Below are 25,917 nucleotides of genomic sequence, written 5' to 3' on the forward strand. Positions count from 1 at the left end.
TGCGCCCGGTTTCAGTATCCTGTAGTGGCTCCGCGCGACCTGCGCCGAGCATGCCAGCGTGGCTCAACGGTAGAGCAAGTGATTTGTAATCACTGGGTTGCGGGTTCGATTCCTGTCGCTGGCTCCATGGACGACACGGGCCCGGCTCCCTCGCGGAACCGGGCCCGTCCCCGTTGAATGCCGGGAATCGAACCCGGCTGCGGGCGCGGAGCGAGCGGATGCGCGAGCATCCGCCGCGGAGCGCGCGAGGCGGCCGGACGGCCGCCGAAGCGGAGGGTGCGCGGCACCGGCCGCGCGCCGATTCCTGTCGCTGGCTCCATGGACGACACGGGCCCGGCTCCCTCGCGGAACCGGGCCCGTTCCCGTTGAGAGCCGGGAATCGAACCCGGCTGCGGCGCTCTACGCCGAGGGCCTGCCGGCCTCGCCGCGCAGCCGCTGCAGCTTGGCCAGGCTCTCGGGCGACAGGCGGCTGCCGAGGGTCATCTTCACCTGCGGGGCCTCCTCCGCCTCCGCCACGTCCGCATCGATCTGGCGAATCTCGTCCACCAGCATCCGCGCCGAGATGCGCGTCACGCCCTTGCCCATGACGGTCGCCTGGATGGTCCCGTCGCTCGTGACCACGGTGCACGCGCGCCCGGATTCGCGCGCATCGGTGCACAGCCGCTGGACCACCGTGTCGGCGGAGATCCCCGTGGGCGAGAACTCGATGCGCACGCCCGCCTGGGGCAGGTTGGGACGGTCGGCGCTGACGTTGCCGGCGCCGTCGAACACGATCACGGCCTCGTAGCGGTTCTGCGCGAAGGCCGCCACGTCGGCGATGAGCGCGGTGCGGGCGCGGTCGTAGACGTCGCTGGAATAGGGGTCGTCGGAGCGATCGAAGATCAGCCGCTCGTAGCGGGGCGTCGCATGGATGATGTTGTACCCGTCCACCACCAGGAGCTCCCGCTGGCCCCGCGCGTTCGAGCCCCGCGGCGGCGCGGCGGGCGTCGAGAAGGCGGAGGCGAAGGCGTTGCCCGCGCCGTAGGTGCTCGCATCCACGATGGTGCGCGCGGAGCCCTCGCCGAAGCGCTTGGCCTTCGACTTGGCCCGGTTCTTCTTGGTCATGGCGCGTTACACCCCCACCCGATCGGAGACGGGGGCGGCCAGGGCGTCGCGGTTGCGGCGCATCCACTCGAAGGCGAGCGCCGTCGCGGCCTGGGCGACGTTCAGGCTCTCGGTGAGGCCGCGCTGGGGCAGCTTGGTGAGGAAGTCGCACTTCTCGAGCACGAGGCGCGAGATGCCCTCGCCCTCGGAACCCATCACGAGCGCCACGCGCCCGGCGAGCGGCGCGTCCCAGCAGACCTGCTCGGCGTGCTCGGAGGCGCCGCAGACCCAGAAGCCCGCGTCCTTGAGGTCGTCGAGCGCGCGGGCGATGTTGGGCACCTGCGCGATGGGCAGGTGCATGACGGCCCCGGCGGAGGTCTTGTAGGTGGCGACCGTCACCTCGGCGGCGCGCTTGGACGCGATGACCACGCCCGCGGCGCCGACGACCTCGGCGGAGCGCACGATGGCCCCGAAGTTGCCGGCGTCGGTCACATGGTCGAGCACCAGAACGAGCGCCGGGCCGTCGCCGGCACGGGCGATGACGTCCGCGAGGTCCGCATAGGGGAAGGAACCGGTCTCCAGCACGATCCCCTGGTGGGCACCGTGGGCGGACAGGGCGTCGAGCTGCGAGCGCGGGACGGTCTGCACGCGCGCGCCGGCGGCGCGCAGGTCGGCGATGATGGGCGCGAGCGCCGCGTCCCCGCCCGCGCCCTCGGCCACGAGGGCGCGCTTCACGGGGAAGCCGCTGCGCAGGGCCTCCGCCGCGGCGCGACGGCCCTCTATGACGTTGCCGGCGAGTCGTCCCGGGAGCGCGTCCCGGCCGCGGGGACGGCCCTCCGCCGCCTCCCGGGAGGCCGCCCTCGGCCCCCGTTCCGCCGCGCGGTCCGCGGGCCGGGGACGCGTGGGGCGCGGGCCGCCGGCAGCGACGCCCTTCCGCCGCGCGGAGCGGTCCCCGGACCCCTGCGGCCGCTGGTCGCGCCCGGAGCGCTGCGCTCCCGACGGTGAGGCGGAGCCGCCGCGCGCCCCGCGTTTCTTCCTGTCTGCCATGTGGCCCCTTCCGGTCGTCGATCACCCCAGTATATCCCGACGACCCGCGAAGCCGCCCGATGGCGCGCCGTCGTACAGACCGTCTCCGGCCCTCCCGCGCCGTCGTGCAGGCCGCTTCCGACCCTTTCGCGGGGCGCACAGCCCATTTCCGACCTCCTCGCGTCGTCGTACAGGCCGCCTCCGACCGCCCCGCGCCGTCGCACAGCGCCACTGCGGCCCTCCCGCGCCCCTGTTCAGCGCGCCTCCGGTCTTTCGCGCCGACGTGCGGCACTCTTCCGACCTTCCAACGCCGCCGTGAGGTACCCTTCCGATACGGAAAGCATGTCGTATCTGACATTCAGGTACCTGAACAGGAGGGGGCCGTGTCAGATACGACATGCTTTTTGCAATCCTCCCCCATCTCCCCCATACTGGGCGATTACATACCGGCGACGGAGTGACCCCCGGAGACGGCCGGCCGCTCCGGCCCGCGCTCGTAAGGCCTCGGCTCGATGAGGCGGACAGGGGCCAAGGCGCCCGCGCGCCGCCCGGAGCGCGGGCGCCTCCGGGGGCCCCTCGCTGTCAGGGCCCCATCCCTTTGGGGTCCCTTTCCGTCAGGGTTCCCGTCCCTTCGGGCCCCCTTCGCCGCCGGGATCTCCGAGCTTTCGCGGGTGCTGCACTCGGAGAGCCGCATCTCGTCTGCGCGCGCTGCGCCTTCCATCACTCGGAGGCCGTCACGCAGGGAAGGGAGAACCAAGACTCCGTTGGCGGCCAAGCCGTACCACCAAGGCCGCTGCGCTCGGAGGAGAGCGGCTCAGGAGACGCGGCGGCGACCTGCACGGACACGAGGCCCCGCACTCAGATGGGAGGTATGCCGTGGACCTGCCGATCGTCCTCTCGCATCGGACCGCCGTCCTGTATTACCGCGCGCCCGACCGCGCCACGGTACGGGGACGGGATTACGACCTCAATCCGACCGCCGGCAGGGCCCGTGATGTCGCCATCAGGGTCAGGGGACTTCTCAGCGATTGCGGCGTTCCCGAGTACGGGCTGGCCCGCCTCGACGTGCTGTGCCCCACCGAACACGATAGGGTCGGGTCCAAGGAGTTCAAAAGCTATGTGTACGGTGGACCGATACCCATGAAGCAGCTCATCCACCTTGCACCGGGGCTGTTCATCATCAAACCGGAGCTTTGCTTCATTCTGGCTGCAACGTACATGAAGGATATCGAGCTCTTGGAACTCGGATTCGAGTTCTGCGGTTCGTACGAGCTTGATTCGACTGGAAACGGATCGCCGTATCGCAAGCGGAAAGCGCTCACGTCGGTGAAAAAGATTCGAACAACCGCGAAAGACTGCGCCGGAGCGCACGGGGCACGCAAGGCCAAACGAGCGCTCGCCCGCATGCGCGACGGGGCCCGTTCCCCCATGGAGACCGCGCTCGCCCTGATGATTCTCGCGCCGCACCGCCATGGCGGACTCAACTACCTCGGAATCGAGATGAACCGCCGCATCGACATCCCGGAGGACATGCGAAGGTCGTGCTCGTTGGAATATCTTGAAGCCGATGTCTTCGCACCTGCGGCGCAGGCGGTGATCGAATACGACGGGGACGTGCATGCCCCGCTCAAGCAGCGCACACGCGACGCCGACCGCAGCAGCGCCTTCCTCAGGCTCGGGTATCGCATGCATACGGTCACCGCGGGGCACTTCAGTGAGCAGCTGCCGTTGCACCGCGCACTCAACGGAATCGCAGAGACCCTCGGCATCAAGGCCCCGAGCAGCGCCGCGTTCCAAAGAAAGCAGAACGAGCTGAGGAAACAGCTCATCAAGCGCTGGAAACGGGAGGATGATCGGAAGCCCGCACCGGCGTCGGAGAAGGATGGCAACGCACAGGGAACCGAGGGGGTTGACTCGGAGCCCGCGGCGACGTCGGTAAACGGCGGCGCCATGCAGGAGGCCGAAGGAGTCGGCCCGGGACCCGATCCGGCACCGCAGAGCGGCGACGCCGTATATGAAGCCGAGGGCCACGGGCCTGCACGGATATCGGAGAAGGACGGCAGGGCACGGGAGGCCGAGACCGACCGCCCTGCTCCGGCGTCGAAGGACGATCGCGACAAGCGGAGGCAGAGCGTCAGGGCTCCGCACCGTCAGTAGGAAGAGGGCGGCCTTCCGCTGAAGACATCTTCGAGCTCCACGGCGGACGCGGATGCAGGTGCATCCAATCGTATCCCCCTCGGACTCCGAGCCGACCGCGCGCACGCAAGACGCCCCGAGCGGAGGGTACCTGCTGGATCGGGGGAATCCTCTGGATTGAATACGCCTTCCAGATCGGGGCGCCTTCTGGGTCGGGACGCCCTCTGGATCGGGACGCCCTCTGGATCGAAGGCGTCTTCTGAATCGGGAAACCTTCTGGATCGAAGGCGTCTTCTGAATCGGGAAACCTTCTGGATCGGGAGCGTCTGCTGGAAAGCATGTCGTATCTGACATTTAGGTACCTGGACGGGAGGGGGCCGTGTCAGATACGACATGCTTTGATAAAGGGGTCGCCCCAGCATGCCCAAGCGCCGGCATCCGGCAAGCGGCCACCGGCCGCCTCGCGTCGACCCCTAGAGTTCCGGGGCGCGCCAGGTTGCCGCGAACGAGGAGGGAGCGCGCCTCGCGTGCGGCGACCGACGAGTGAGCGGCAAGATGGCGTGCCCCGGGACCCTAGGCGCGCTTGAGGCGGCTGCCGGCGGCGGTATCCTCGATCACAAGCCCCATATCGCGCAGCTGGTCGCGGATGGCGTCGGCGAGCTCCCAATTCTTGGCGGCGCGGGCCTCGGCACGGGCGGCGAGGATGCGCTCGGCGGCCTCGTCCACGTCGTCGCCGGTGTAGGCCACCAGGCCCGCGGCGACCCCGAGCAGGCCGACCGGCAGCTCCTCCTTGGGCTCGCGCAGCCCGACGCCCAGGACGGAGAACGCCCCCGCGATCCCCGCGGCGCACGCCGTGCACGCCTCCGCGTCCGCCGCTCCCCCGACCTCGTCCAGGTAGGTGTTGGCCTCGGTCACGAGCTGGAAGTACGCCGCCACGGCGCCGGCCGTGTTGAAGTCGTCGTCCATGGACGCCTCGAACTCGGCCGCCGCGCGCTCGGCCGCCGCGATGAGCGCGGCCCCGCGGTCGGCATCCGCCTCGCCCGACGCGTGGTTCGCCGCCCACATGAGGTTCTCCACGCAGGTCGCGATGCGCTCGAGCGAGTTCTCCGCACCCTCGAGGCGCTCCCAGGAGAAATCGAGCGGGCTGCGGTAGTGCGTCTGGAGCATGAGCAGGCGCAGGGCGGCGGCGGAGTGCTTCTCCAGCACCTCCTCCAGGGTGAAGAAGTTGCCGAGCGACTTGCTCATCTTCTCGCCGTCCACGAGCAGCATGCCCGTGTGCATCCAGGTGTTGGCGAAGCCCTCGTGCCAGGCGCAGGTGGCCTGGGCGCACTCGTTCTCGTGATGCGGGAAGGCGAGGTCGGAGCCGCCGCCGTGGATGTCGATGGGCGTGCCCAGATAGCGGTGGACCATCGCGGCGCACTCGGTGTGCCAGCCCGGTCGGCCCGGACCCCAGGGCGAGTTCCACTGGGGCTCGCCGGGTTTGGCCGCCTTCCACAGGGCGAAGTCGAGCGGGTCGTTCTTGTCCTCGTTCTCCTCGATGCGCGCGCCGACCATGAGGTCGTCGATCTTGCGCCCGGAGACCTCGCCGTAAGAGGGGTCGCTGCGGACGGAGAAGTACACGTCGCCGTTGTCCGCCGCGTAGGCGTGCCCCTGCTCGATCAGCGCCTTGATCATGCCGATCATGGGGCCGATCTCCTTGGTGGCGCGCGGCCGCACGTCGGGGTCCATCACGTTGGCCCTGTGCATGACCTCGATGAAGCGCTCGGAGAACTCGGTCGCCACGTCCTCGGCGGTGCGTCCCTGCTCGTTGGCGCGGTTGATGATCTTGTCATCCACGTCGGTGAGGTTCTGGGCGAAGGTGACCTCGTACCCGCTCGCGATCAGCCACCGGCGGATCACGTCGAAGGAGATGAACGTGCGCGCGTTGCCGATGTGGATGTTGTCGTAGACGGTCGGGCCGCACACGTACATGCGGACGCGGCCCTCCTCGATGGGACGGAAGTCCTCTTTGGCATGGGTCTTGCTGTTGTAGATCTTCATGGTAGATGCCCTTCTGGGAAGGTCCGCCGGATTCGCCCGGCGCTCGGACGGTCCTGTGCGGGACTGCAGGGCCGCCGGCTGCTCCCGCGCGTGCGGAACCCGCGACGGGCGGATCCGGCAGGCCTCCTCGTGTGTCGACTCTGGTAGATGGTAGCGTACGCGCGCAGATGGCATCGGCGCGCGCATCATGCGGTCAAGGGTCCTCGGTGGGAAGGGAGATCGACGGGCCCGACGGAGCCGGACTCTCCGAACCCTTTCAGATACATCGTTCGAGCAGGCAGACGGCCCAGGCGCCGATGCCCTCGCCGGCCCCCTCCCAACCGAGGCGCTCGGTCGTGGTGGCCTTGACCCCCACCTGCCCGACCTCGACGCCCAGCGCGCGGGCGAGGTTCTCGCGCATCGCCTGGCGGTGGGGCCCCATCTTGGGCTCCTGGGCGGCGATGGTGCAGTCGGCGTCCACGAGCTCGAAGCCCAGCGAGCGCGCATGCTCCATGACGCGCGAGAGCAGCACGAGCGAGTCGGCCCCCGCATAGGCGGGGTCGGTGTCGGGGAACAGCTGGCCGATGTCGCCGCCGCGGCAGGCGCCCAGGATGGCGTCGGCCAGCGCGTGGGCGAGCACGTCGGCATCGGAATGACCGAGCAGGCCGCGCCCGTAGGGGATGTCGACGCCGCCGATGATGCAGCGGCGGCCCTCCACGAGCCGGTGCACATCGTATCCGTGTCCGATGCGAAGCGAGCTGTTCGGCACAGCCGACCCCTTTCCTCCAAAGCGTGCGACCCTGCCATCATAGCAGCATGCGACGAGGGACGGGGGCGCGGGGGCCGGGGCGAAGACGAGGGCGCCCGCGGGCCACCGGGCTTTACACGAGCGGGGCGCGCCCCAGGATGCCGGAGTCCTGGGCGCTGTCGGCATCGCTCATGCGGCCGAGCAGGATGGCGGTCACGGGACGCAGGTCCTCGGGAAGCGTGACCTTGAGGTTGTCGCGCGGGCTGTCGACGCACAGCACGTGCCCGCCCACGCGCTCGACGAGCGAGGAGTCGTCCGTCCCAACGAAACCGTCGGCGTCCGCCGCGTCGTGCGCGCGCCGCAGGGCCTCGACCTTGAAGATCTGGGGCGTCTGCGCCGCCCAGTACATGCTGCGCGGCGGCGTGCTCTGGATGGCGTTGCCGCGCACGATCTTCAGGGTGTCGATGGCGGGCTGGCCGCACACCGCGCCGTCGGCGGCGGGGGCGCAGCGCAGGGCGCAGATGGCGCGGTCGATGGCCTCCGTGGTGATGAGGGGGCGCGCCGCGTCGTGCACGGCGACGTAGGCGTAGCCGGCGGGCACCGCATCGAGACCCGCGCGCGTGGAGTCCTGCCGGGTCTCCCCCGCCTCGGCGATCGACAGGGGCGTCGCGAACCCGAAGGGGTCGATGGCCAGCCGGCGCATCTCCCCGGCGCGCTCGGGCGGGCAGACCACCACGATCCGCCCCACGTTGGCGGAGCGGTCGAACGCCATGATCGACCAGGTCATGAGGGGACGGCCCGCCACGTTCACGAGCTGCTTGCCGCCGGGGTTCCCGAAGCGCTGCCCGCACCCGCCGGCGACGATGACCGCGCAGACGTCAGCCGGCATGGATCACGCCCCCGCCTGCTTGCCCTGCATGCGGGCGAGCGAGTCGGCGAGGATTGCGGGGTTGTTGACGCCGAAATCCCCCAGGCGCTCCGGGTCCTTACGGATATCGCCCATGAGCTCCTGCAGCGAGCCGTACTCGTCGACGATCTTCTCCGCCACGCCGTCGCGGACCACCGAGACGCGGGAGAGCGTGCGCAGGCCGAGCGGCGTCATGACGGAGTCCTCGTCCAGGTTGTCGAAACCCAGGGCGGCGGCGACGCGCTGGGGGTTGGCGAGCTCCTCGGGCGTCATGTCGTTGAAGCGCTGGCGGATGCGGCGCGCGTTCTCCTCGGAGGAATCGCTCGCGTAGTCGCGGATCATGAGGTCGTACTCGGTGTCCATGCTCTGGCCGGCGAGCTGCTCCATCTGCATCTGGACGAGCTTGCCCTGGTTGCCGAGCTTGACGATGCAGTCCTTGAGCTCGTTTTTGGCCTGCTGCATGATCTCGAAGCTCGAGAAGATGTCCGTGATGTCGGCGAGCGTGACGTAGTCGTCCAGCTCCAGGGCGGTCAGGCGCACCAGGGAGCGGTCCAGCGCGGCGCGCGTGGTCTGGAGCGTGGCGATCAGCTGGTTGACCGAGCTCATGATGATGGCGACGGGTTGGATCTCGTAGGCCTTGCCGTGGACGTAGACGTTGACCACCGCGCGACGCGACGAGACGGAGATCATGATCGCGTCGGTCAGCACGCTCATGCGCGCGGCGGTGCGGTGGCGCATGCCGGTCTCGCTCGTGGCGAGCGAGGAGTCCGGGTTCAGGTGGAAGTTGGCGCGCAGGATGTGCGAGAGGTCGCCGTCGATCACGACGGCGCCGTCCATCTTGCACAGCTCGAAGAGACGGTTGGACGTGAAGGAGATGTTGAGCGGGAAGCCGTCGTTGCCCGCGGCGAGGACGTTCTCGGTGTCGCCGACGCATATCAGGGCGCCGAGGTGCCCGGCGATGATCATGTCGAGTGCGGTTCGGATAGGCTGTCCGGGTGCCGTGAGCCGGATAGCCTGGTCCATTCGCTTTTTGATCTCATCCTTATCCAATGTGCCGCTCCGTGTCTGCTCGAGGTCCAGTCACAGTCATGGTTGTATTTTCTCACGGATCGCGACGTCAGGCGGACGGGTTTTTGAAACTCAACATACGGGCGCGCGCCACCGGGGGCGGGGCGCTGCGGGCAGGGGCTCCCCCGGCGGCTCGAAGCCCGCCGTGCTGACAGGCGGCGACGGATGACGGCGGCGGACAGGGCGGTCCCCCGTGCCCCGATGGCCCGTCGCGGGCGCCCCGGGCCGCGCCGCCTCAACCAGGGGGGGGCGCGTCGTGCCCGCATCGGGGATCGGTTCCCATAGAGAAAGCCCCCCATCTCTCGGACTTCTCCTTCCTTGTCCGGGAGATGGGGGGCGGTTCACGGCCGGGAGCGCAGCGATCCGGCTATGGGGAGGCCGTCGGCCCGTTACCGGGTCGCGGCCCCCATCTGGGCGCCTCCGGGCGCGGCCCCGAGCGAGGGGGCCGCCGCGCCGGAACGCGGGGCGGACTCGAAGCTCGCCCCGAGGGCGCCGGTCGGGCGCGGGGCGGGGATCTCCCCCGTGCCATGGCTGAACACGAAGTGCCCGTCCACCACGTCCGTCAGGACCGTATCGCCCTCGTGCCACTCGCCGGCGAGCAGCTCCTCGCTCAAGGGGTCCTCGATGAGGCGCTGGATGGCGCGGCGCAGCGGGCGGGCGCCGTTGGTGAGGTCGGTGCCCTCCGCCACGATCTTGGCGATCGCGGCATCCGTGAGCTCGATGTTCATCCCGTTGGCGATCAGGCGCTGGCGCAGGTCGTCCACGAGCAGGTGCGCGATGCTCGTCAGGGCGTCGCCCGAGAGCTTCTGGAAGACCACGATGTCGTCGACGCGGTTCAGGAACTCGGGGCGGAACAGGCGCTTGAGCTCGCCCATGGCCCGGGTGCGGATCTCGTCCGCGGTGAGGCCCGCCTCCCCGGTGGTGCCGAAGCCCACGCTCGCGTCCTGCGCGATCTCGCGCGCGCCCACGTTGGAGGTCATGATGATCACCGTGTTGCGGAAGTCCACGGTCTTGCCCTGGCCGTCGGTGAGGCGGCCCTCGTCGAGCACCTGCAGCAGGATGTTGAAGATGTCGGGATGGGCCTTCTCGATCTCATCGAACAGCACGACGGAGTAAGGATGGCGCCGCACCGCCTTGGTGAGCTGGCCGCCCTCGTCGTGGCCCACGTAGCCCGGGGGGCTGCCGATGAGCTTCGAGACCTCGTACTGGCTCGCGAACTCGCTCATATCGAAGCTGATGAGCGCGTCCTTGCTGCCGAACAGGTACTCCGCGAGCGTCTTGGCGAGCTCGGTCTTGCCCGTACCCGTGGGGCCGAGGAAGATGAACGAGCCGCCGGGGCGGCGCGGGTCCTTGAGCGGGGAGCGGCTGCGGCGGATGGCCTTGGCCACGGCGCGCACGGCCTCGTCCTGGCCGATGATGCGCGTCTTCAAGGCGTCCTCGCAGGCGAGCAGGCGGCGCGACTCGCTCTCGGTGAGCGAGGAGACGGGCACGCCGGAGGTGGCGGAGACGATGTCGGCGATCTGCGCGACGTCGATGGTGATCGGGCTCGCGTCGAGCTCCGCGTTCCAGGCGGTGCGGGCCTCGGACAGGGCGATCTCGGCCTCGTGCTGCTGGCTCTTGAGCTCCGCGGCACGGTTCATGTCGTCGGCGCCGGTCGCCTCCTCCACCGCCGCTTTGAGCTCGGCCACGCGCGCCTCGGCGGAGCGCACCGGCTCGGGGGCGCGGTTCGCGGCGATGCGGGCGCGGGCGCCGGCCTCGTCGATGAGGTCGATGGCCTTGTCGGGCAGGAAGCGGTCCTGGATGTAGCGGGCCGACAGCGACGCCGCCGCCTCGACCGCCGCCCGGGTGTAGCGCACGTGGTGGTGCTCCTCGTAGCGCGGGAGCAGGGCGTCGAGGATCTTGACCGTGTCCTCGACGCTCGGCTCCTCCACGTCGATGGTCTGGAAGCGCCGCTCGAAGGCGGGGTCCTTGGTGAGGTACTTGCGGAACTCCTCGGCGGTGGTGGCGCCGATGATCTGGAAGGCGCCGCGGGCCAGCACCGGCTTCAGCATGGAGCTCGCGTCGATGGAGCCCTCGGCCGAGCCCGCGCCGATGAGCGTGTGCATCTCGTCGATGAACAGGATGACATCGTCGGCCTCGGTGGCCTCGGCGATGACGTTCTTCAGGCGCTCCTCGAACTCGCCGCGGTACTTGGCGCCCGCCACGAGGCCGGGCAGGTCGAGCGTCCAGACGTTCATGTCGACGAGGTTCTCCGGCACGTCGCCGGCGGCGATGCGCTGGGCGAGCCCCTCGACGATCGCCGTCTTGCCCACACCCGGGTCGCCGAGGATGAGCGGGTTGTTCTTGGTGCGGCGGGAGAGGATCTCCATCATGCGGGAGACCTCCTTCTCGCGCCCGATGACCGGGTCGAGCTTGCCGTCGCGCGCCTCGGCGGTGAGGTTGGTGCCGAACTGCGCGAGCGTGCTCGCGTCCGCATCGTCGCCGCGCGCGGACTCGCCGGAGAAGAACGGCAGCCCCGCGCCGGGGCGCCCGGAGGCGGAGCCGGCCATGGGCCGCTTGCGGCTCTGGTCCTTGGCGGTGAGCTTGTCGACCGCGCCCCGGACGGAGGCGGCGGAGACGCCCAGGCGCATGAGGATGTCCATCGCCATGCCGTCGCCCTCGTCGACGATACCCACGAGCAGGTGCTCGGTGGAGACGTAGGTCTGGTTGTTCTCGCGCGCCAGGCGGAAGGCGCGCTCCATGACCGAGATCACGCGCGGCGTGAAGGCGAGCTTGGCCGCCTCGGCGGGCTCGTCGCCGGGCTGCGTGGTGAGGATCTCGTCGAGCTGGGCGCCGATGTCCTCATAGGAGATCTCGAGGGTCCGCAGCGCCTCGGCGGCGATCCCCTCGCTCTCCTTGGCGAGCGCGAGCAGCAGGTGCTCGGTGCCCACCTTGTTCGTCTTGCGCGCGAGCGCCTCCTCCTTCGCCATGGACATGACGCGGCGCGCGCGGTCGGTGAATCGATCTAGCATGCGAATACCTCTAACGTGCAATCCGTCGTGGTTCGTTTTCAGAAAGATGCTGTACCCAGAGTTGCATTATCTTAACCGATGATTCCGGCGCCTGCGCCCCGGTCACACTTTCGCTACCGCGGCGATCCGTCCTTTCAGCTGAAAGGATAAACCCTGGAGCGCGCTCCAGGGGAAGGGAGGGGCCGGGAGCCGTCTTGCCGAGGATGCAGTGCGCGGCGCACCGGACCCGCGGCGGGCCGGACCCCTCCGCCGCCCGCCGCGTCGCGCATTAGCCCATCGGGCAGACGAGCTCCGCCGCCCGCCCCGCGAGCGCCTCGACCTCATCGCGCGAGGGAATGGACTGCTGGGCGCCCACGCGCGTGGTGGCGAGAGCCGATGCCGCGGACGCCCATGCGAGGGCCAGCTGGATGTCCATGCCGCCCGCCAGCCCCGCCACGAGCGCACCGATGTAGGTGTCCCCCGCGCACGTGGTGTCCACCGCGTCGCAACGGGGAGGGGTCGCGCGGAGGAGCCTGTCGCCGGAGAGCACGGCGGAACCGCGGTCGCCGAGGGTCAGCGCGACCGTGGGGACCCCGCGCTCCGCCAGACGCTCCAGGGCGCTGCAGATGGTCCCGTCATCATGCGGGAAGACCCCTGTGATGGCCTCGCACTCGGTCTCGTTGGCGCATACCAGGTCGACATCCGCCCAGACCGACTCGGGCAGCGGGCAGGCCGGGGCGGGATTGAGCACCGTGTACATCCCGCGGACCCGGGCATCCGAAAGTGCGGCGAGGGTCGCCTCAAGGGAGCACTCGAGCTGGGTGAGGAACACGTCGCCGGCTTTGGCGAGGGCGTCGAGCGACGCGGAGACGTCGTCTGCCGCGAGCATCCGGTTCGCCCCCGCGTCCAAGATGATGCGGTTGTCGCCCTCGACCCGCGCGATCGACGCCACACCGGTGGGGACGCCGGTGAGCCGCCGGACATGGCGGCTCGAGACCCCGGCATCGGAGAGGGCGGCGACCATCCTGTCGCCGAACACATCCTCGCCCACCGCGCCGACCATGTGCACCCGCGCCCCCATACGGGCGGCGGCCACCGCCTGGTTGGCACCCTTGCCGCCGGGGTTCATCAAGAAGCCGCGCCCGGAGAGGGTCTCCCCCGCTTGGGGCATGCGGTCGGCCTCGATGGAGAGGTCCATGTTCAGGCTACCGAAGACGATGACGTCGGCCATGCGCGCCCCTTCCCTCCCAAGGATACGAAACAACTCCTTTGTACCACGCTTTCGGCACGAACAGGAAACGGACCGGGCGCCGGCGCCGGAGCGCCGCTGCCCCCGGAAAGGTGCACCGTGCCCCGGGAAGGCCGGATCCGTCCGCTTCGGGGCGAGGCCGGACTTCCCGGGGCATGCCGTGTCGTTCCCGGGGCAGGTCATGGCTTTCCCGGGGTGGGGCGCGGGCTTCCCGGGGCATGCTGCGGTGCCCCGGGACAGAGCGCCGTGCTCCCGGGGCAGGACACAGATGAGGGGATGAAACGAACCCGTCCCCGACCAACCCCCGAGGCGTTTGTACTGTACCTAAGCATTTTTTCGTCAGCCTGCCGATTCCCCTTCACATCCGCCCGGTATTGGGTATCGTTGCAGTGGCACATCAACCCCCTAGAAAGACTGCAGGTCCCGTCCGTATGACCGACATCCAGCGCGAAACCCCTCTCGATCCCGATTCCCCCTCCCCCGCCGACGACAGCCTCCTGCTCGGCCTCGACGTGGGGTCGACCACCGTCAAGGCGGTCGCCGTCGACCCCGCGACCGGGAGCGTCCTCTACACCAGCTACGAGCGGCATCACGCCCATCAGGCCGCCTGCGCGGCGCAGGCCCTGCGCGCCGCCGCGCGGGCCCTCCCCGGCCGCACCTTCCGCATCGCCGTCACCGGGTCGGGAGCCGCCCCCATCGCCGAGGCGTGCGGCGCGCCCTTCGTCCAGGAGGTCGTCGCGGGCGCACGCGCGGTCCAGGCCCTCTACCCGCAGGCGCGCACGGTCATCGAGCTCGGCGGCCAGGACGCCAAGATGATCTTCTTCGCGCACGACCCCTACCGCGGGGCGTCGCGCGTGGACGACATGCGCATGAACGGCACCTGCGCGGGCGGAACCGGGGCCTTCATCGATGAGATCGCCTCGGTGCTCGGCGTGCAAACCGAGCAGTTCGAGGACCTCGCATCCCGGGGCACGACCGTCTACGAGATCTCCGGCCGCTGCGGCGTGTTCGCGAAGACCGATATCCAGCCGCTGCTCAACCAGGGGGTCGCCAAGGAGGACATCGCGCTGTCCACCTTCCACGCCCTCGTCAAGCAGACGGTCGGCGGGCTCGCGCAGGGCCTGGACATCAACGCGCCCGTCGTCTTCCAGGGCGGCCCGCTCACCTTCAACCGCACCCTCGTGCGCGTCTTCTCCGAACGCCTCGGCCTCGCCCCGGACGAGGTCATCATCCCCGAGCACCCCGAGACCATCGTCGCCCGCGGCGCGGCCCTGTGGCTGCCCGGATCCCAAGACGAGGCCGCCCGCGCCCCGCGCGACCTGGAGGACGTAGCCCGGGCGCTCGACGGCATGGCCGAGCGCCCCCAGCGCCGCCGCTCCGCGGCCCCGGCGTTCTTCTCCTCGACCGAGGAGCGGCTCGCCTTCGAACGCCGCCACGAGCTGCGCCGGATCGCCCCGCCCGAGCTGCGCCCCGGCGACCGGCTCACCGTCCACCTGGGCATCGACGCCGGCTCCACGACCACCAAGCTCGTCCTGCTCGACGGCGAGGGAACGCCCATCGACTCCTTCTACTCCTCCAACCAGGGCGAGCCCGTCGACGTGGCGCGCGACGCCCTGGTGGCGCTCCACGACGCCTACGAGAAGCGCGGCGTCGAGCTCGAGGTCGCCTCGATCGGCACCACCGGCTACGGGGAGCAGCTGTTCGCACGGGCCTTCGGCGCCGACTACCACACCGTCGAGACCGTCGCGCACGCCCGGGCGGCGCTCGCCTACGAGCCGGACGCCTCGTTCATCCTCGACATCGGCGGCCAGGACATGAAGGCGATGTGGGTCGACCGCGGCGTCATCACCGACGTGATCGTCAACGAGGCCTGCTCGAGCGGCTGCGGGTCGTTCCTTGAGAACTTCGCCCGCTCGCTCGGCATCCCCGTGGAGGACATCGCCGCGACGGCGTTCTCGTCCGCCGAGCCCGCCGCGCTCGGCAGCCGCTGCACCGTCTTCATGACCTCGAGCGTCATCTCCGAGCAGCGCGACGGCAAGACGCCGGCCGACATCATGGCCGGCCTGTGCCGCTCCATCATCGAGAACGTGTTCACCAAGGTCGTGCGCGTGCCCAACATGGACGCCCTCGGGGAGCACATCGTGGTGCAGGGCGGCACCTTCGCCAACGACGCGGTGCTGCGCGCGTTCGAGCAGTACGTGGGGCGCGACGTCACCCGCAGCCCCTATCCCGGCCTCATGGGCGCCATCGGCGCGGCCCTGCTCGCCAAAGAGCACGTCGAGCGCGCCGCGCAGGCGGCGGGACCCGCGGGCGCGGACGGCGCGCGGGACGGGTCGGACGCGCGCGGCGGCACCTCGTTCATCGGCTTCCCCGCGGTCCGCGCCCTCTCCTTCACCCGCGAGGGGAACGTGACCTGCCCGTTCTGCGGCAACCACTGCGCGCGCACCATCATCAGCTTCTCCACGGGCGACCGCTACGTGACCGGCAACCGCTGCTCGCGCGGCGAGGTGCTGGGGGATCCGGGCGAGCCCGAGGTCCGCGCCCGGGCCAAGCGCGCGGCGGCGGCCGTCGCGAGCGTCCCCAACCTGTTCGAGGAGCGCACGCGCCTGCTGTTCCGCACGCCCGAGTACGACCGCGTCCTGCCCGACAACGGCATCAGGATCGGCATCCCGCGCGCCCTGGCCGTCTGGGACTCCGCGCCCTTCTGGAACGCGCTGCTCGGGTCGCTCGGTTTCACCGTGGTCCTGTCGTCCATGAGCTCGCACGCGATGTACGAGCGCGGGCTGCCGGCCGTATGCTCCGACACCATCTGCTTCCCGGCCAAACTCGTCCACGGGCACATCCGCGACCTCGCCGACAAGAAGGTCGACCGCATCTTCATGCCGATCATCACCACCGTCGCGCCCGAGGGCACGGCCGAGACCGCCGAGTCCATGTGCGCGGTGGTGAAGGGCTACCCCATGGTGATCCGCTCGTCGGACAACCCGACGCAGCGCTTCGGCATCCCCCTCGACTCGCCGCTGTTCCACTGGTACACCGCCGAGGACCGCGAGCGCCAGCTCGCGCAGTACCTGGCCGCCACCTTCGATATCCCCGCCGACGCGACCCGCGCCGCCCTCGCGGAAGCCGACCGCGCGCAGCAGGCCTTTACCGACGCGCTCGAGCGCCGCGGCACCGAGGTGCTCGAACAGGTCCAGGCGCGCGGCGGCACGGCCGTCGTGCTCGCGGCGCGTCCCTACCAGACCGACCCGCTCGTCAACCACAACCTGCCCGGCATGTTCGTGGAGCAAGGCGTCCCGGTGCTCACCGCCGACGCCGTCCCCGGCATGCGCGAGGTCGACCTCACGCGCAGCCGCCTGGACATCGCCAACAACTACCACGCGCGGATCCTGTCGTGCGCGCTCATCGCCGCGCGCACCGAGGGGCTCGAGTTCGCGCAGATCGCGAGCTTCGGCTGCGGGCATGACGCCTACCTGGCCGACGAGGCCGCCCGCCTCATGCACGAGGTCTCGGCCAAACGGCCCCTGTTGCTGAAAGTCGACGAGAGCGCCGCCGAGGGCGCGCTGCGCATCCGCGTGCGCTCCTTCCTGGAGACCACGCGCATCCGCCGCGAGCGCGGCGAGGGCGATGCCGATGAGGTCCGTGAGCTCGGCGATCCCTACCCCGTCAAGTTCACCCGCGACGAGCGCGACACCTACACGGTGCTCGTGCCCAACACCTCGCATGCTTTCTCGCGCCTCATGGCGGCAGCCTTCACCAAGCAGGGCATCAACGCCGTCTCGCTGCCGGTCGGCCGCGAGAACGCCATCCGTCTGGGCAAGCGCTACGTCCACAACGACATCTGCTTTCCCGCACAGATCGTGATCGGCGAGGTCCTCGACGCGCTCATGAGCGGTCGGTACGACCTCGACCGCACCGCCGTCATGATGGCCAAGTACGTGGGCGACTGCCGTCTCACGCACTACTCCGCCCTGCTGCGCAAGGCGCTCGACGACGCCGGCTTCGCGCACGTGCCCATCATCACCAACGATCTTGCCGACGACCACGATCTGCATCCCGGCTTTAAGATGAGCCTGCTCACCGCCATGCGCATCGCCTACGGCCTGCCCATGATCGACGCGCTCGAGGAGCTGCTGCGCAAGACCCGCCCCTACGAGATCGAGCCCGGCGCGTCCGACCGCGCCTTCGAGATCGCCCTCGACCACGTGATCGAGGGCATCAAGACCCGCGGCGTGCGCGGCGGCGTCGCCGGGTTCCGCCGTGCCGTCGAGGTGATGGCGGACGTGGAGGTCGACCGCTCGAACCCGCGCCCGCGCGTGCTCATCGTCGGCGAGTACCTGCTGAACTTCCATCCCGGGGCGAACCGCGACATCGAGCTGTACCTCGAGCGCAACGGCTTCGAGGTGATCGAGGCGCGCATGACCGACGTCATCCGCAAGACCTACTTCTACAAGCACGCCCAGGTGCGCGAGTACGGCATCCACAAGCCCTTCGCCCAGCGCGCCGAGTGGGCCGTGTCCGACGACGTCTTCGAGTTCGCGCAGAGTGCGACCGACCGGATCGCCCGCCGCCATCCGCTCTACGAGCCGCCCGAGCGCATGGGCGAACTCGTGCGAGCGAGCGACGACATCGTGCACCACACGTTCGACGCCGGCGAGGGCGTGTTGATCCCCGCCGAGATCCTGCACCATGCGGCGCACGGCTGCCGCGCCTTCATCATCCTGCAGCCCTTCGGGTGCCTGCCCAACCACATCGTGGGCCGCGGCATCGTGAAGAGCCTGAAGGAGCGCTACCCGGACGTCTCGATCCTGCCGCTCGACTACGACCCGGACACGAGCCAGGCCAACATCGAGAACCGCCTCCAGATGCTCATCATGGAGGCGCGCGAGCAGGGGTAGCCTCCCGGGCGGCCCTGACAGTGGACGGCCCGGCGGCTTCACGCTCGACGTCCTTGCGCGTTGGGCGCGAGCAGGGGCAGCCTCCCGGGCGGCCCTGAAGCGCAGAGACCCGTTCCCCGCTCGACGTCCTCGTGCTGCGCACTGCGGGATGTCTCGCTTGGGAACGGGTCTCTGCGTTCCAGGGCCTTGCGGTGCCCCGGCTCGCGGGGGGCCGGGGAAATGATGGCGCGCCGGCGCTCACGGCTCGCGGAGCAGCTCCACGCCCAGCACGTCGATGAAGCGGTCGACCAGCGCCGGGCGGCGGCCCCGGCGGGTGCGGACGCCCAGGGAGATGGTGCCCAGCCCCTTGACCGGGACGAAGTTCAGATCGGCGCGGTGCATCGCCGGGATGTCGGCCATCAGCGTGAACGCCACGCCCGCATGCGCGAGCGCGAGGGCGATCTCCATGCACTGGCACATCATCATGCGCTCCGGGTCGACCCGCAGGCCCGCGTCGCGCTGGGCCCGCACGATCGCCGCGGGCGACATGCGCGGGTTCACCACGGCGATCCGACCGGCCTCGGCCAGCTCGTCCAGCCCCACCGTCTCCCGCTCGCACGCCGCCAGCGGATGCTGGCCGCTGTAGACGCACGCCACGGGGACGTCGATCACGCGGCGGAACACGGTCGCCCCCGCGGGGTCGCCGTCCGGGTCGCGGTAGGCGAGCATCACGTCGATCATCCCGGTCTCCAGCATGTCGCACAGCGCGGAGTACGGCCCCATGCGCAGCACCGGGTCGAACGCGGCGTCCTCCCGGTGGATCCTGCCCATGACCGGGGCGAGCAGCTGGGCCTCCATCCCGTCGGTCACGCCGATGCGCAGCGTGTCGGCGCTGCGCGCGCCGCCGCGCGCGACGCGGCGCTTGGCCTGATCCGCCAGCGCGAGCATCTCGTTGGCCGTCGCCAAAAACTCGATGCCCTCGTCCGTGAGGCGGACCGAGCGCGTGCTGCGCACGAGCAGCGAGCACCCCAGCTCCGTCTCGAGGGCCTGGATCTGGTGGCTCACGGTCGGCTGCGACACGTGCAGCGCCTCCGCGGCCCTGGAGAACGAGAGCTGCGAGGCGACCTCGACGAAGCACGAAAGCTGCATGGTGTTCACAGGGCGCTCCCTTCATGAAGGTGTCTCTATCTAACGTTATAACATATAGCTATCAATAATCGAAAAGACGAACCTCCTCCCCCAAATTTGAACGGCAATACTAACCTCCGATTCGAACCAACGGAAGTTTCGTAGGTGCTCATGGGAGAGCTGCCCGCCCCGCTGGGGCGGTATCGCAGGGAGGCCGCGCTCGCGGTCACGGGAACCGTGGGGGAGGTGGTGATAGAGGTCTTCCTGCCCTTCATCATGGCCTACATCATCGACCGCGGCGTGGAGGCCGGCGCCGACGGGTTCATCCGCCGCCTTCCGGACGGGTACCGGACGGTCGTATCGGGCGACGGGGCGGGGCTCTCCCAGGGCCAGTGCCAGCTGCTCGCCATCGCGCGGGCGGCCGTCGCCGACCCGCCGGCCCTCATCCTGGACGAGGCGACCTCGTCGATCGACACGCGCACCGAGGAGGTCGTGCAGCGCGGCATGGACGCGCTCATGGCCGGTCGCACGACCTTCGTCATCGCGCACCGGCTGTCCACGGTGCGCGACGCCGACTGCATCTGCGTCATGGAGGACGGCCGCATCGTGGAGCGCGGCGACCACGAGGAGCTCATGGGGCTGCGCGGGCGGTACTGGCAGCTCTGCACCGGCGGCTCGGCGGACGGCCGGCCGGCGGCATGACGGGCGGCGGCAAGACCGGGCGAGCCTGCCCCGGGAGCGATGGCACGTACCCCGGGAACGAGCGCTCCTGCCCCGGGAAGGGCGGAATCCGCCTCGGGCCGTGGAAAACAGCGTTCCCGGGGCATGGACACCCCGAGCGGGGGTCAAGAGGTCGAGAGGGGGCGTGCCGTCGGAGCGGCCGCGGCCGGGCGGCCGCAGCCGAGACGCGCCCCGTCGTCATGGAGTCCCGGGGGCGACGGGCCGCGCCCTGATGCCGCGTCAGCCCAGCAGGCGCCGGCTCGCGGCGAGCTGGACGACGAGCCCCGCCGCCGCGACGCCCCAGAGCACGAGGTAGCCGCCGGCACCCAGCAGGAGCCCGCCGAGCGCGGAACCCACCCCGCCGCCGATGAAGACGCCGGAGCCGATGAGGCCCGTGCAGAGCCCCGCCCGCCCCGGGTCCGCATCCATGGAGAGCGTGACAAGCGTCGGCTGGACCAGGATATAGCCCAAGCCGAGGCACCCCGCGGCGACGAGGGCCGGGACCCACGACGCGGTGGCCGCGCTCGCGAGCAGGGCGCAGGCGGCGGCGACCGCCGACGCCTCGCCCACGGCGATGACGCCGGGCAGCCCGAGGCGCCCGCCCAAGCGGCCGGACAGAGCGCCGCCGACCAGGCAGAACACGCCGTAGAGCATCATCACGAGGCCCGCCTCCGTGGACCCGAGGCCGCACACCGCGTTGAGGAAGGTCCCCATGAGGCCGTAGACGCCGAGAAACAGCACGCCGGTCGAGCAGGCGAGGAGGAACACGGCGCGGTGCGGCCCGAGGAAGATGCGCACGGCGGTGGCGAGGAAGGCGACGACGGGGCTCTCTGCCCCCGTCCCCCTCCGCCCGGAAGCGGCGCGGGCGCGCGCCTCGCCCGCCGTCCCGTCCGCACGCCCGTGCCCGCCCGCAGCGGAAACGCCACCGGAGCCCCCCGACGTCCGAGAGCAGCCCCCTCCCGCAGCGGAAACGCTCCCGGAGCCTCCCGACGTCCGCGACCCGGCTCCGTCCGGCTCGCGCAGCGTCGACAGCAGGATCCACGCCGCCGCGGCGAGGATGCCGAACGATGCGAAGGCGACGCGCCACCCCACCAGCTCGGTCAGGATGCCGCCGAGCCCCGCGGAGAGCCCCTGGCCGGTGAAGGTGATCCCCATGAGCATGCCCACCGCGCCGCCGCGGCGCGCGGGCTCCACCACGTCCCCCACGAAGGCCTGGGAGACCGAGATGATCCCGGCGGCGAAGCAACCCGTCAGGATGCGGGCGGCGACCAGCAGCTCGAGGCTCGGCGCGGCGGCGCACAGCACCGTCCCCGCGCACAGCCCGAGCACGATCGCGCGCAGCAGGTGCAGGCGCCCCACGCGGTCGGCGATCGCCCCGCACACCGGCTGGAGGGCGCCGTAGGGCACCATGTAGGCGGTGAGGACGACCGTCGCCGCCGCGGGCAGCACGGAGAGCCCGCGCGCGATCGCGGGCAGCGCCGGCGAGACGAACCAGTTGTCGGCGGCGGACACCAAGCCGCAGAACCCCAGCACCGCGATGACATGCAGCTGCGCGCGCGTGATCGGCCTCCGCGACCCGTCGGCGGCCGCCCGTGCCTCCCCCGACGCGCCCGTCGACCCATCTTCCATGGAACAACCCCCTATCCCGGCCATAAAGGAGGCCGCGCCGGACGCCGGAGCGTCGACGCGGCCCCTCGAGGACGCCGCGGCCGCATGGCCGGGCGGAGGCAGGCGATCAGTACAGCTTGGCGCCCGCCGGGATGGCGTCGTCGAGCATGAGCAGGTTCAGGCGCTCCTCATCGCCCTCCTTGTGGATGGCGCTGATGAGCATGCCGCAGGACTCCACCCCCATGAAGGCGCGCGGCGGCAGGTTGGTGATGGCGACGCAGGTGCGGCCGACCAGGTCCTCCGGCTCGTAGTAGTCGTGGATGCCGGAGACGATGACGCGGTCGGTGCCCGAGCCGTCGTCGAGCGTGAACTTCAACAGCTTCTTGCTCTTGGGCGGCACGACGCAGTCCTTGACCTTGACCACCCGGAAATCGGAGCGGCTGAAGGTGTCGAAGTCGACCTCGTCGGCGAACAGCGGCTCGACGGCGACCTTGTCGAGATCGAGCGTCGGCAGCTTGTTGGGGGCGACGGCGGCGGACGCCTCGGGGGACGCCGCCGCGGCCTTCTTGGGGGCGCCGGGCCGGCGCTCGGGCTTCATGTGCGGGAACAGCAGGACGTCGCGGATGGAGGCCTGGTTGGTGAGCAGCATGACCACGCGGTCGATGCCGATGCCGATGCCGCCCGCCGGGGGCATGCCGTACTCGAGGGCGCGCACGTAGTCCTCGTCGTACTCCATGGCCTCCTCGTCGCCGGCGAACTTCTCCTCGACCTGCGCGCGGAAGCGCTCGGCCTGGTCGACCGGGTCGTTCAGCTCGGAGAAGGCGTTGGCGTACTCGTGGCCGGCGATCACGAGCTCGAAGCGGTGGGTGAGGCGCGGGTCGTCCTCATGGCGCTTGGCGAGCGGCGAGACCTCGACGGGGTAGTCGGTGACGAAGGTAGGGTTCACGATGGAGCCCTCGCCCAGCTCGTCGTAGAGCTCGGCGACGAGCTTGCCGGCGCCCCACTCGGGCTTGGTCTCGATGCCGTGCTCGGCGCAGGCGGCGCGCAGCTCCTCGACGGGGGTGTCGAGGGTGATCTCACGGCCCAGCACGTCGGACACGACGCTCGTCATGGGACGGCTCGGCCACGTGCCGGACAGGTCGATCGTCTGCCCCTGGTACTCGATCTGCTCGGAATCGTTCACGGCGGCGTTCGCGGCCTTGATGACGCCCTCGGCGAGCTCCTTCATGCCCTCGAGGTCGGAGTAGGCGCGATAGGCCTCCATGGTGGTGAACTCGGGGTTGTGGGTGAGGTCCATGCCCTCGTTGCGGAAGATGCGGCCGATCTCGAACACGCGCTCGTACCCGCCCACGAGCAGGCGCTTCAGGTGCAGCTCCGTCGCGATGCGCAGGTAGTTCTCCTGGTTCAGCGCGTTGAAGTGCGTGATGAAGGGCTTGGCCGTGGCGCCGCCCTGGATCGTCTGCAGGATGGGGGTCTCGACCTCCATGTAGCCGTTGTCCTCCATGTAGCGGCGGAAGGCGGAGACGATGGCGGAGCGGCGGCGGAAGGTCTCGCGCACGTCGGCGTTGACGATCAGGTCGACGTAGCGCTGGCGGTAGCGCGTCTCCTTGTCGGAGAGGCCGTGGAACTTCTCGGGCAGCGGGCGGACGGCCTTGGAGAGCAGCGTGAGCTTGCGGGGGGCGACGGAGAGCTGGCCGCGCTTCGTGCGCACCACGACGCCCTCGGCGCCCACGATATCGCCCAGGTCGAGCTCGCCGAGCAGCTCCCACGCCTCGGAGGGCATGTCGTTGATGCGGCAGAACAGCTGCATGTCGCCGCTCGGGTCGCGCAGCACGATGAACATGATCTTGCCCTGGCCGCGCTTGGCCACGACGCGGCCGCCGATCTTCACGACGTCGGCGGTGTCCACGCCCGCTTCGAGGTCGGCGTAGCGGGCCTCGATGTCCGCCGCGTGGTCGGTGACGTCGGAATGCTCCGGGTAGGGGTTCACGCCGGCGGCGTAGAGCGCGGCGCGGTCCGCCAGACGGCGGGCGCGCTCGTCGTTGGCCGTCGATGCGTCGGGCGTGGCGGTCTGGTTGTCTTCCATGGTTGTCCTCCGAACTGAAAACGCCCCCTGAGGCCGCGAGGTCCCAGGGGGCTGACGATGATGCCGTCGACGCGCGGGACCGTGCGGCCTAGCGCGTGATCTTGGTGATGGTGTAGACGCGGCTCTTGCCGGCGGGGGTGACGACCTCGACGGTCTCGCCCTCGGCGCGGCCGATGATGGCGCGGCCCACCGGGGACTCGTTGGAGATCTTGTGCTCGAGCGAGTTGGTCTCGGTGGTACCGACCAGGGTGACGTCGGTGGCGACGCCGTCGCCGTCGACGAGCGACACCGTGCAGCCGATGGAGACGATCAGGCCGTAGGCGGAATCCTCGACGTCGCGGGCGTTGGACAGGATGGCCTGGATCTCCGCGATGCGCGCAGCGTTCTTGGCCTGGTCCTCCTTGGCGGCGTCGTACTCGGCGTTCTCGGAGAGGTCGCCGAAGGCGCGGGCCTCCTTGATGTGCTCGATGATCTCACGGCTCTTCTCGCCCTCGCGCCACTCCAGCTCCTCGACGAGCTTCTGGCGACCCTCAGCTGTCAGTACGATCTCGCTTGCGTCCATACGCGTCTCCTTGCGTCTCCTCGTCTCCGCCGCGTCCGCGTCGTCGCGCGGCGGTTGGCATGCAAAACATGAAAAACCGGCTCGCCCGCTGGGCAAGCCGGTCATCGCTCACCCCTGTGAGGTGGGACTAGTCCTCGTCGGCCGAGCTCTCGTCCTTGTCCGCCTTGGCCTTCTTGGCCTCGGCCAGCTTCTCCTCGAGCTCGCGGATCTCCTTGTCCTCCTCGCTCTCGGGCTCCTCCTCGGTGGCGGCGTCGTCGCCGGACATGCCCTCGCGGATGTTCTTGACCGTCTTACCCAGCGAGGCGCCGAGCTTCGGCAGGTTCTTGGGGCCGAAGATGAGCAGGGCGATGACCAGGATGATGATCCATTCGGTACCCTTAGGGAACATACTTTTCCTCCCAAACAGATGGCGGCGTCAGCGCGGAGGCACGCATCGGGGAAACCGGGCGTCTCCAGCTCGAAAGAGTATACCGCGCCCCTGTGGCGCGGACAACACCGCCATATTTTACACGTCAGACCACCCCCGCGGCCGACCTGCCCGGATTTGGGCAAACGCACACGAGGTCCGCGCGTATGTCAGGCAGGTGTCAGCTTCGGGTCAGGCGCCTGCGGGGCGGGAATCGGACCCGAGGACGGCATGTGCCCGCGAACGCAAAACAGGTCAGAGCGAAACCCGCTCTGACCTGCTTCAATGCGATGGTCGGGTTGACTGGATTTGAACCAGCGACCCCCGCGTCCCGAACGCGGTGCTCTACCAAACTGAGCCACAACCCGAAGGCGGAAGCTATCCTAACACACTCTTCGGCCGAATGCTAGCCGACAGCCACAACCGGTCCCGACTTCTCCATTTTTGCCGCTTGCGCCCACCAACCGCGCTCCTCGAGCGCGGAGCGGACGATCGCCTCGGCGGCCATCTGGGTGTCGCAGACCGCGAACACGGCCGACCCCGAGCCGGAGACCTCCGCGGCGCGGACGCCGGGCTGCTCGCGCAGCCATGCGCGGACCTCGGCGATCTGGGGCACGAGCTCGCAGGCGACCGGGGCCAGGTTGTTGGACACGCTCGCGAAGAGCGCCTCCTCGTCGTGCGCGCGCAGGGCGGCGAGCACCGGCTCCAGATCGCCCGCCGCGGGCGGCGCGGCGTCGAAGCGCTCGTAGGCCTCGCGCGTGGACACCCCGTCGGAGAGCGGCTTCACGAGGGCGACGGGCGTCCCGGTGAGCGGGCGGAAGATCTCGTCCATGACGTCCCCGGCGCCGGAGAAGTACGCCGGCGGCCCGTAGAGGAAGAACGGCACGTCGGCGCCGACGGAGCGCGCCACCTGGTCGATGCGCGGGTCGGTCGGGTCGACGCCCCAGTAGCGGCAGATCCCCATGATCACGGCGGCGGCATCGGAGGACGCGCCGCCCAGGCCGCTCTTGACGGGGATGTGCTTGTCGATGAGGATCGCGAAGGCGGGCTCGCGGTCGAAGGCCTCGCCCATCGCCACGGCCGCGCGATAGGCGGTGTTCTCCTCCATGGGGAAGTCCGCCTCGGGGACCGTGCGCACCATGAGGTGCTCGGCGGGCGCGATGGCCAGGGTGTCCGTGAGGTCGATGGCGGTCATGACCGAATCGACGCGATGGTAGCCGCGCCCGTCCTTCTCCGGATGCACGCCCAGGTAGAGGTTGATCTTCGCGGGCGCGGTCACCAGGAGGAACGCGGACCCGGACATG

16 protein-coding genes, 2 tRNA genes and 1 pseudogene are annotated in these 25,917 nt (G+C 70.2%); 4 read left to right on the plus strand and 15 right to left on the minus strand.

The annotated features are described in order from the left end of the window. The first annotated feature begins 52 nt into the window (after positions 1 to 52). Positions 53 to 127 (plus strand) — tRNA-Thr (locus tag PHA29_RS02400). A 272-nt stretch (positions 128 to 399) separates the two neighbouring features. Here PHA29_RS02400 and PHA29_RS02405 read toward each other — a convergent pair. Both PHA29_RS02405 and rlmB read right to left on the minus strand, forming a co-directional pair. Beyond that, a complete protein-coding gene (locus PHA29_RS02405; protein WP_270404591.1) occupies positions 400 to 1,104 on the minus strand; it encodes an NYN domain-containing protein in 705 nt (234 codons plus the stop codon). A gap of 6 nt (positions 1,105 to 1,110) precedes the next feature. Then, a complete protein-coding gene (gene rlmB / locus PHA29_RS02410; RefSeq protein ID WP_270847897.1) occupies positions 1,111 to 2,130 on the minus strand; it encodes a 23S rRNA (guanosine(2251)-2'-O)-methyltransferase RlmB in 1,020 nt (339 codons plus the stop codon). Between the two features lie 855 nt (positions 2,131 to 2,985). Here rlmB and PHA29_RS02415 point away from each other — a divergent pair. After that, on the plus strand, positions 2,986 to 4,266 hold the full coding sequence (locus PHA29_RS02415) for a hypothetical protein (RefSeq protein WP_270847899.1): 1,281 nt from the start codon (positions 2,986 to 2,988) through the stop codon (positions 4,264 to 4,266). Between the two features lie 552 nt (positions 4,267 to 4,818). On the opposite strand, the gene cysS is transcribed toward PHA29_RS02415, so the two are convergent. The 6 genes from cysS to PHA29_RS02445 form a co-directional block, all read right to left on the minus strand. Beyond that, complete coding sequence (gene cysS / locus PHA29_RS02420; protein ID WP_270403103.1) at positions 4,819 to 6,285, minus strand: cysteine--tRNA ligase; 1,467 nt, start codon at positions 6,283 to 6,285, stop codon at positions 4,819 to 4,821. Positions 6,286 to 6,541: 256 nt separating this feature from the next. Continuing rightward, entirely contained in the window at positions 6,542 to 7,033 is a 492-nt protein-coding gene (gene ispF / locus PHA29_RS02425; protein WP_270403104.1) for a 2-C-methyl-D-erythritol 2,4-cyclodiphosphate synthase, read from the minus strand. 112 nt (positions 7,034 to 7,145) lie between these two features. Next, positions 7,146 to 7,901 (minus strand): 2-C-methyl-D-erythritol 4-phosphate cytidylyltransferase, encoded by a 756-nt coding sequence (gene ispD / locus PHA29_RS02430; protein ID WP_270847902.1) that lies wholly within the window; start codon positions 7,899 to 7,901, stop codon positions 7,146 to 7,148. A gap of 3 nt (positions 7,902 to 7,904) precedes the next feature. After that, positions 7,905 to 8,969 (minus strand): DNA integrity scanning diadenylate cyclase DisA, encoded by a 1,065-nt coding sequence (gene disA / locus PHA29_RS02435; RefSeq protein ID WP_270403106.1) that lies wholly within the window; start codon positions 8,967 to 8,969, stop codon positions 7,905 to 7,907. Positions 8,970 to 9,376: 407 nt separating this feature from the next. Continuing rightward, positions 9,377 to 11,998 (minus strand): ATP-dependent Clp protease ATP-binding subunit, encoded by a 2,622-nt coding sequence (locus tag PHA29_RS02440; protein ID WP_270574990.1) that lies wholly within the window; start codon positions 11,996 to 11,998, stop codon positions 9,377 to 9,379. A 268-nt stretch (positions 11,999 to 12,266) separates the two neighbouring features. Beyond that, positions 12,267 to 13,208: a ribokinase gene (locus PHA29_RS02445; RefSeq protein WP_270847903.1), complete on the minus strand. Its 942-nt coding sequence runs from the start codon at positions 13,206 to 13,208 to the stop codon at positions 12,267 to 12,269. 449 nt (positions 13,209 to 13,657) lie between these two features. On the opposite strand from PHA29_RS02445, the gene PHA29_RS02450 reads away from it, so the two are divergent. After that, entirely contained in the window at positions 13,658 to 18,124 is a 4,467-nt protein-coding gene (locus PHA29_RS02450; RefSeq protein WP_270847904.1) for an acyl-CoA dehydratase activase, read from the plus strand. 237 nt (positions 18,125 to 18,361) lie between these two features. Here PHA29_RS02450 and PHA29_RS02455 read toward each other — a convergent pair whose 3' ends face one another. After that, on the minus strand, positions 18,362 to 19,252 hold the full coding sequence (locus tag PHA29_RS02455) for a LysR family transcriptional regulator (protein ID WP_270403249.1): 891 nt from the start codon (positions 19,250 to 19,252) through the stop codon (positions 18,362 to 18,364). A gap of 285 nt (positions 19,253 to 19,537) precedes the next feature. Between PHA29_RS02455 and PHA29_RS02460 the strand changes: the two are divergent. Further along, positions 19,538 to 19,933, plus strand: a pseudogene (locus PHA29_RS02460) (ATP-binding cassette domain-containing protein); the annotation flags it as partial. Between the two features lie 258 nt (positions 19,934 to 20,191). Here the strand turns inward: PHA29_RS02460 and PHA29_RS02465 are convergent. From PHA29_RS02465 to ispE, 6 genes are all read right to left on the minus strand, one after another. Then, entirely contained in the window at positions 20,192 to 21,580 is a 1,389-nt protein-coding gene (locus PHA29_RS02465; RefSeq protein ID WP_270847905.1) for an MFS transporter, read from the minus strand. A gap of 106 nt (positions 21,581 to 21,686) precedes the next feature. Next, the gene (gene lysS, locus PHA29_RS02470; RefSeq protein ID WP_270847906.1) at positions 21,687 to 23,645 is read right to left on the minus strand and encodes a lysine--tRNA ligase; all 1,959 of its coding nucleotides are present in this window, start codon (positions 23,643 to 23,645) and stop codon (positions 21,687 to 21,689) included. A gap of 88 nt (positions 23,646 to 23,733) precedes the next feature. Next, a complete protein-coding gene (gene greA, locus PHA29_RS02475) occupies positions 23,734 to 24,207 on the minus strand; it encodes a transcription elongation factor GreA (protein ID WP_270403116.1) in 474 nt (157 codons plus the stop codon). 127 nt (positions 24,208 to 24,334) lie between these two features. Then, on the minus strand, positions 24,335 to 24,595 hold the full coding sequence (gene tatA / locus PHA29_RS02480) for a twin-arginine translocase TatA/TatE family subunit (protein ID WP_270403117.1): 261 nt from the start codon (positions 24,593 to 24,595) through the stop codon (positions 24,335 to 24,337). A 309-nt stretch (positions 24,596 to 24,904) separates the two neighbouring features. Then, a tRNA-Pro gene (locus tag PHA29_RS02485) sits at positions 24,905 to 24,981 on the minus strand. A gap of 38 nt (positions 24,982 to 25,019) precedes the next feature. After that, positions 25,020 to 25,916 (minus strand): 4-(cytidine 5'-diphospho)-2-C-methyl-D-erythritol kinase, encoded by an 897-nt coding sequence (gene ispE, locus PHA29_RS02490; protein WP_270403215.1) that lies wholly within the window; start codon positions 25,914 to 25,916, stop codon positions 25,020 to 25,022. Position 25,917: the final 1 nt, after the last annotated feature.

Origin of the sequence: Candidatus Collinsella stercoripullorum, from assembly GCF_027669965.1 — a bacterium.
Taxonomy (GTDB): Bacteria; Actinomycetota; Coriobacteriia; order Coriobacteriales; family Coriobacteriaceae; genus Collinsella; species Collinsella stercoripullorum.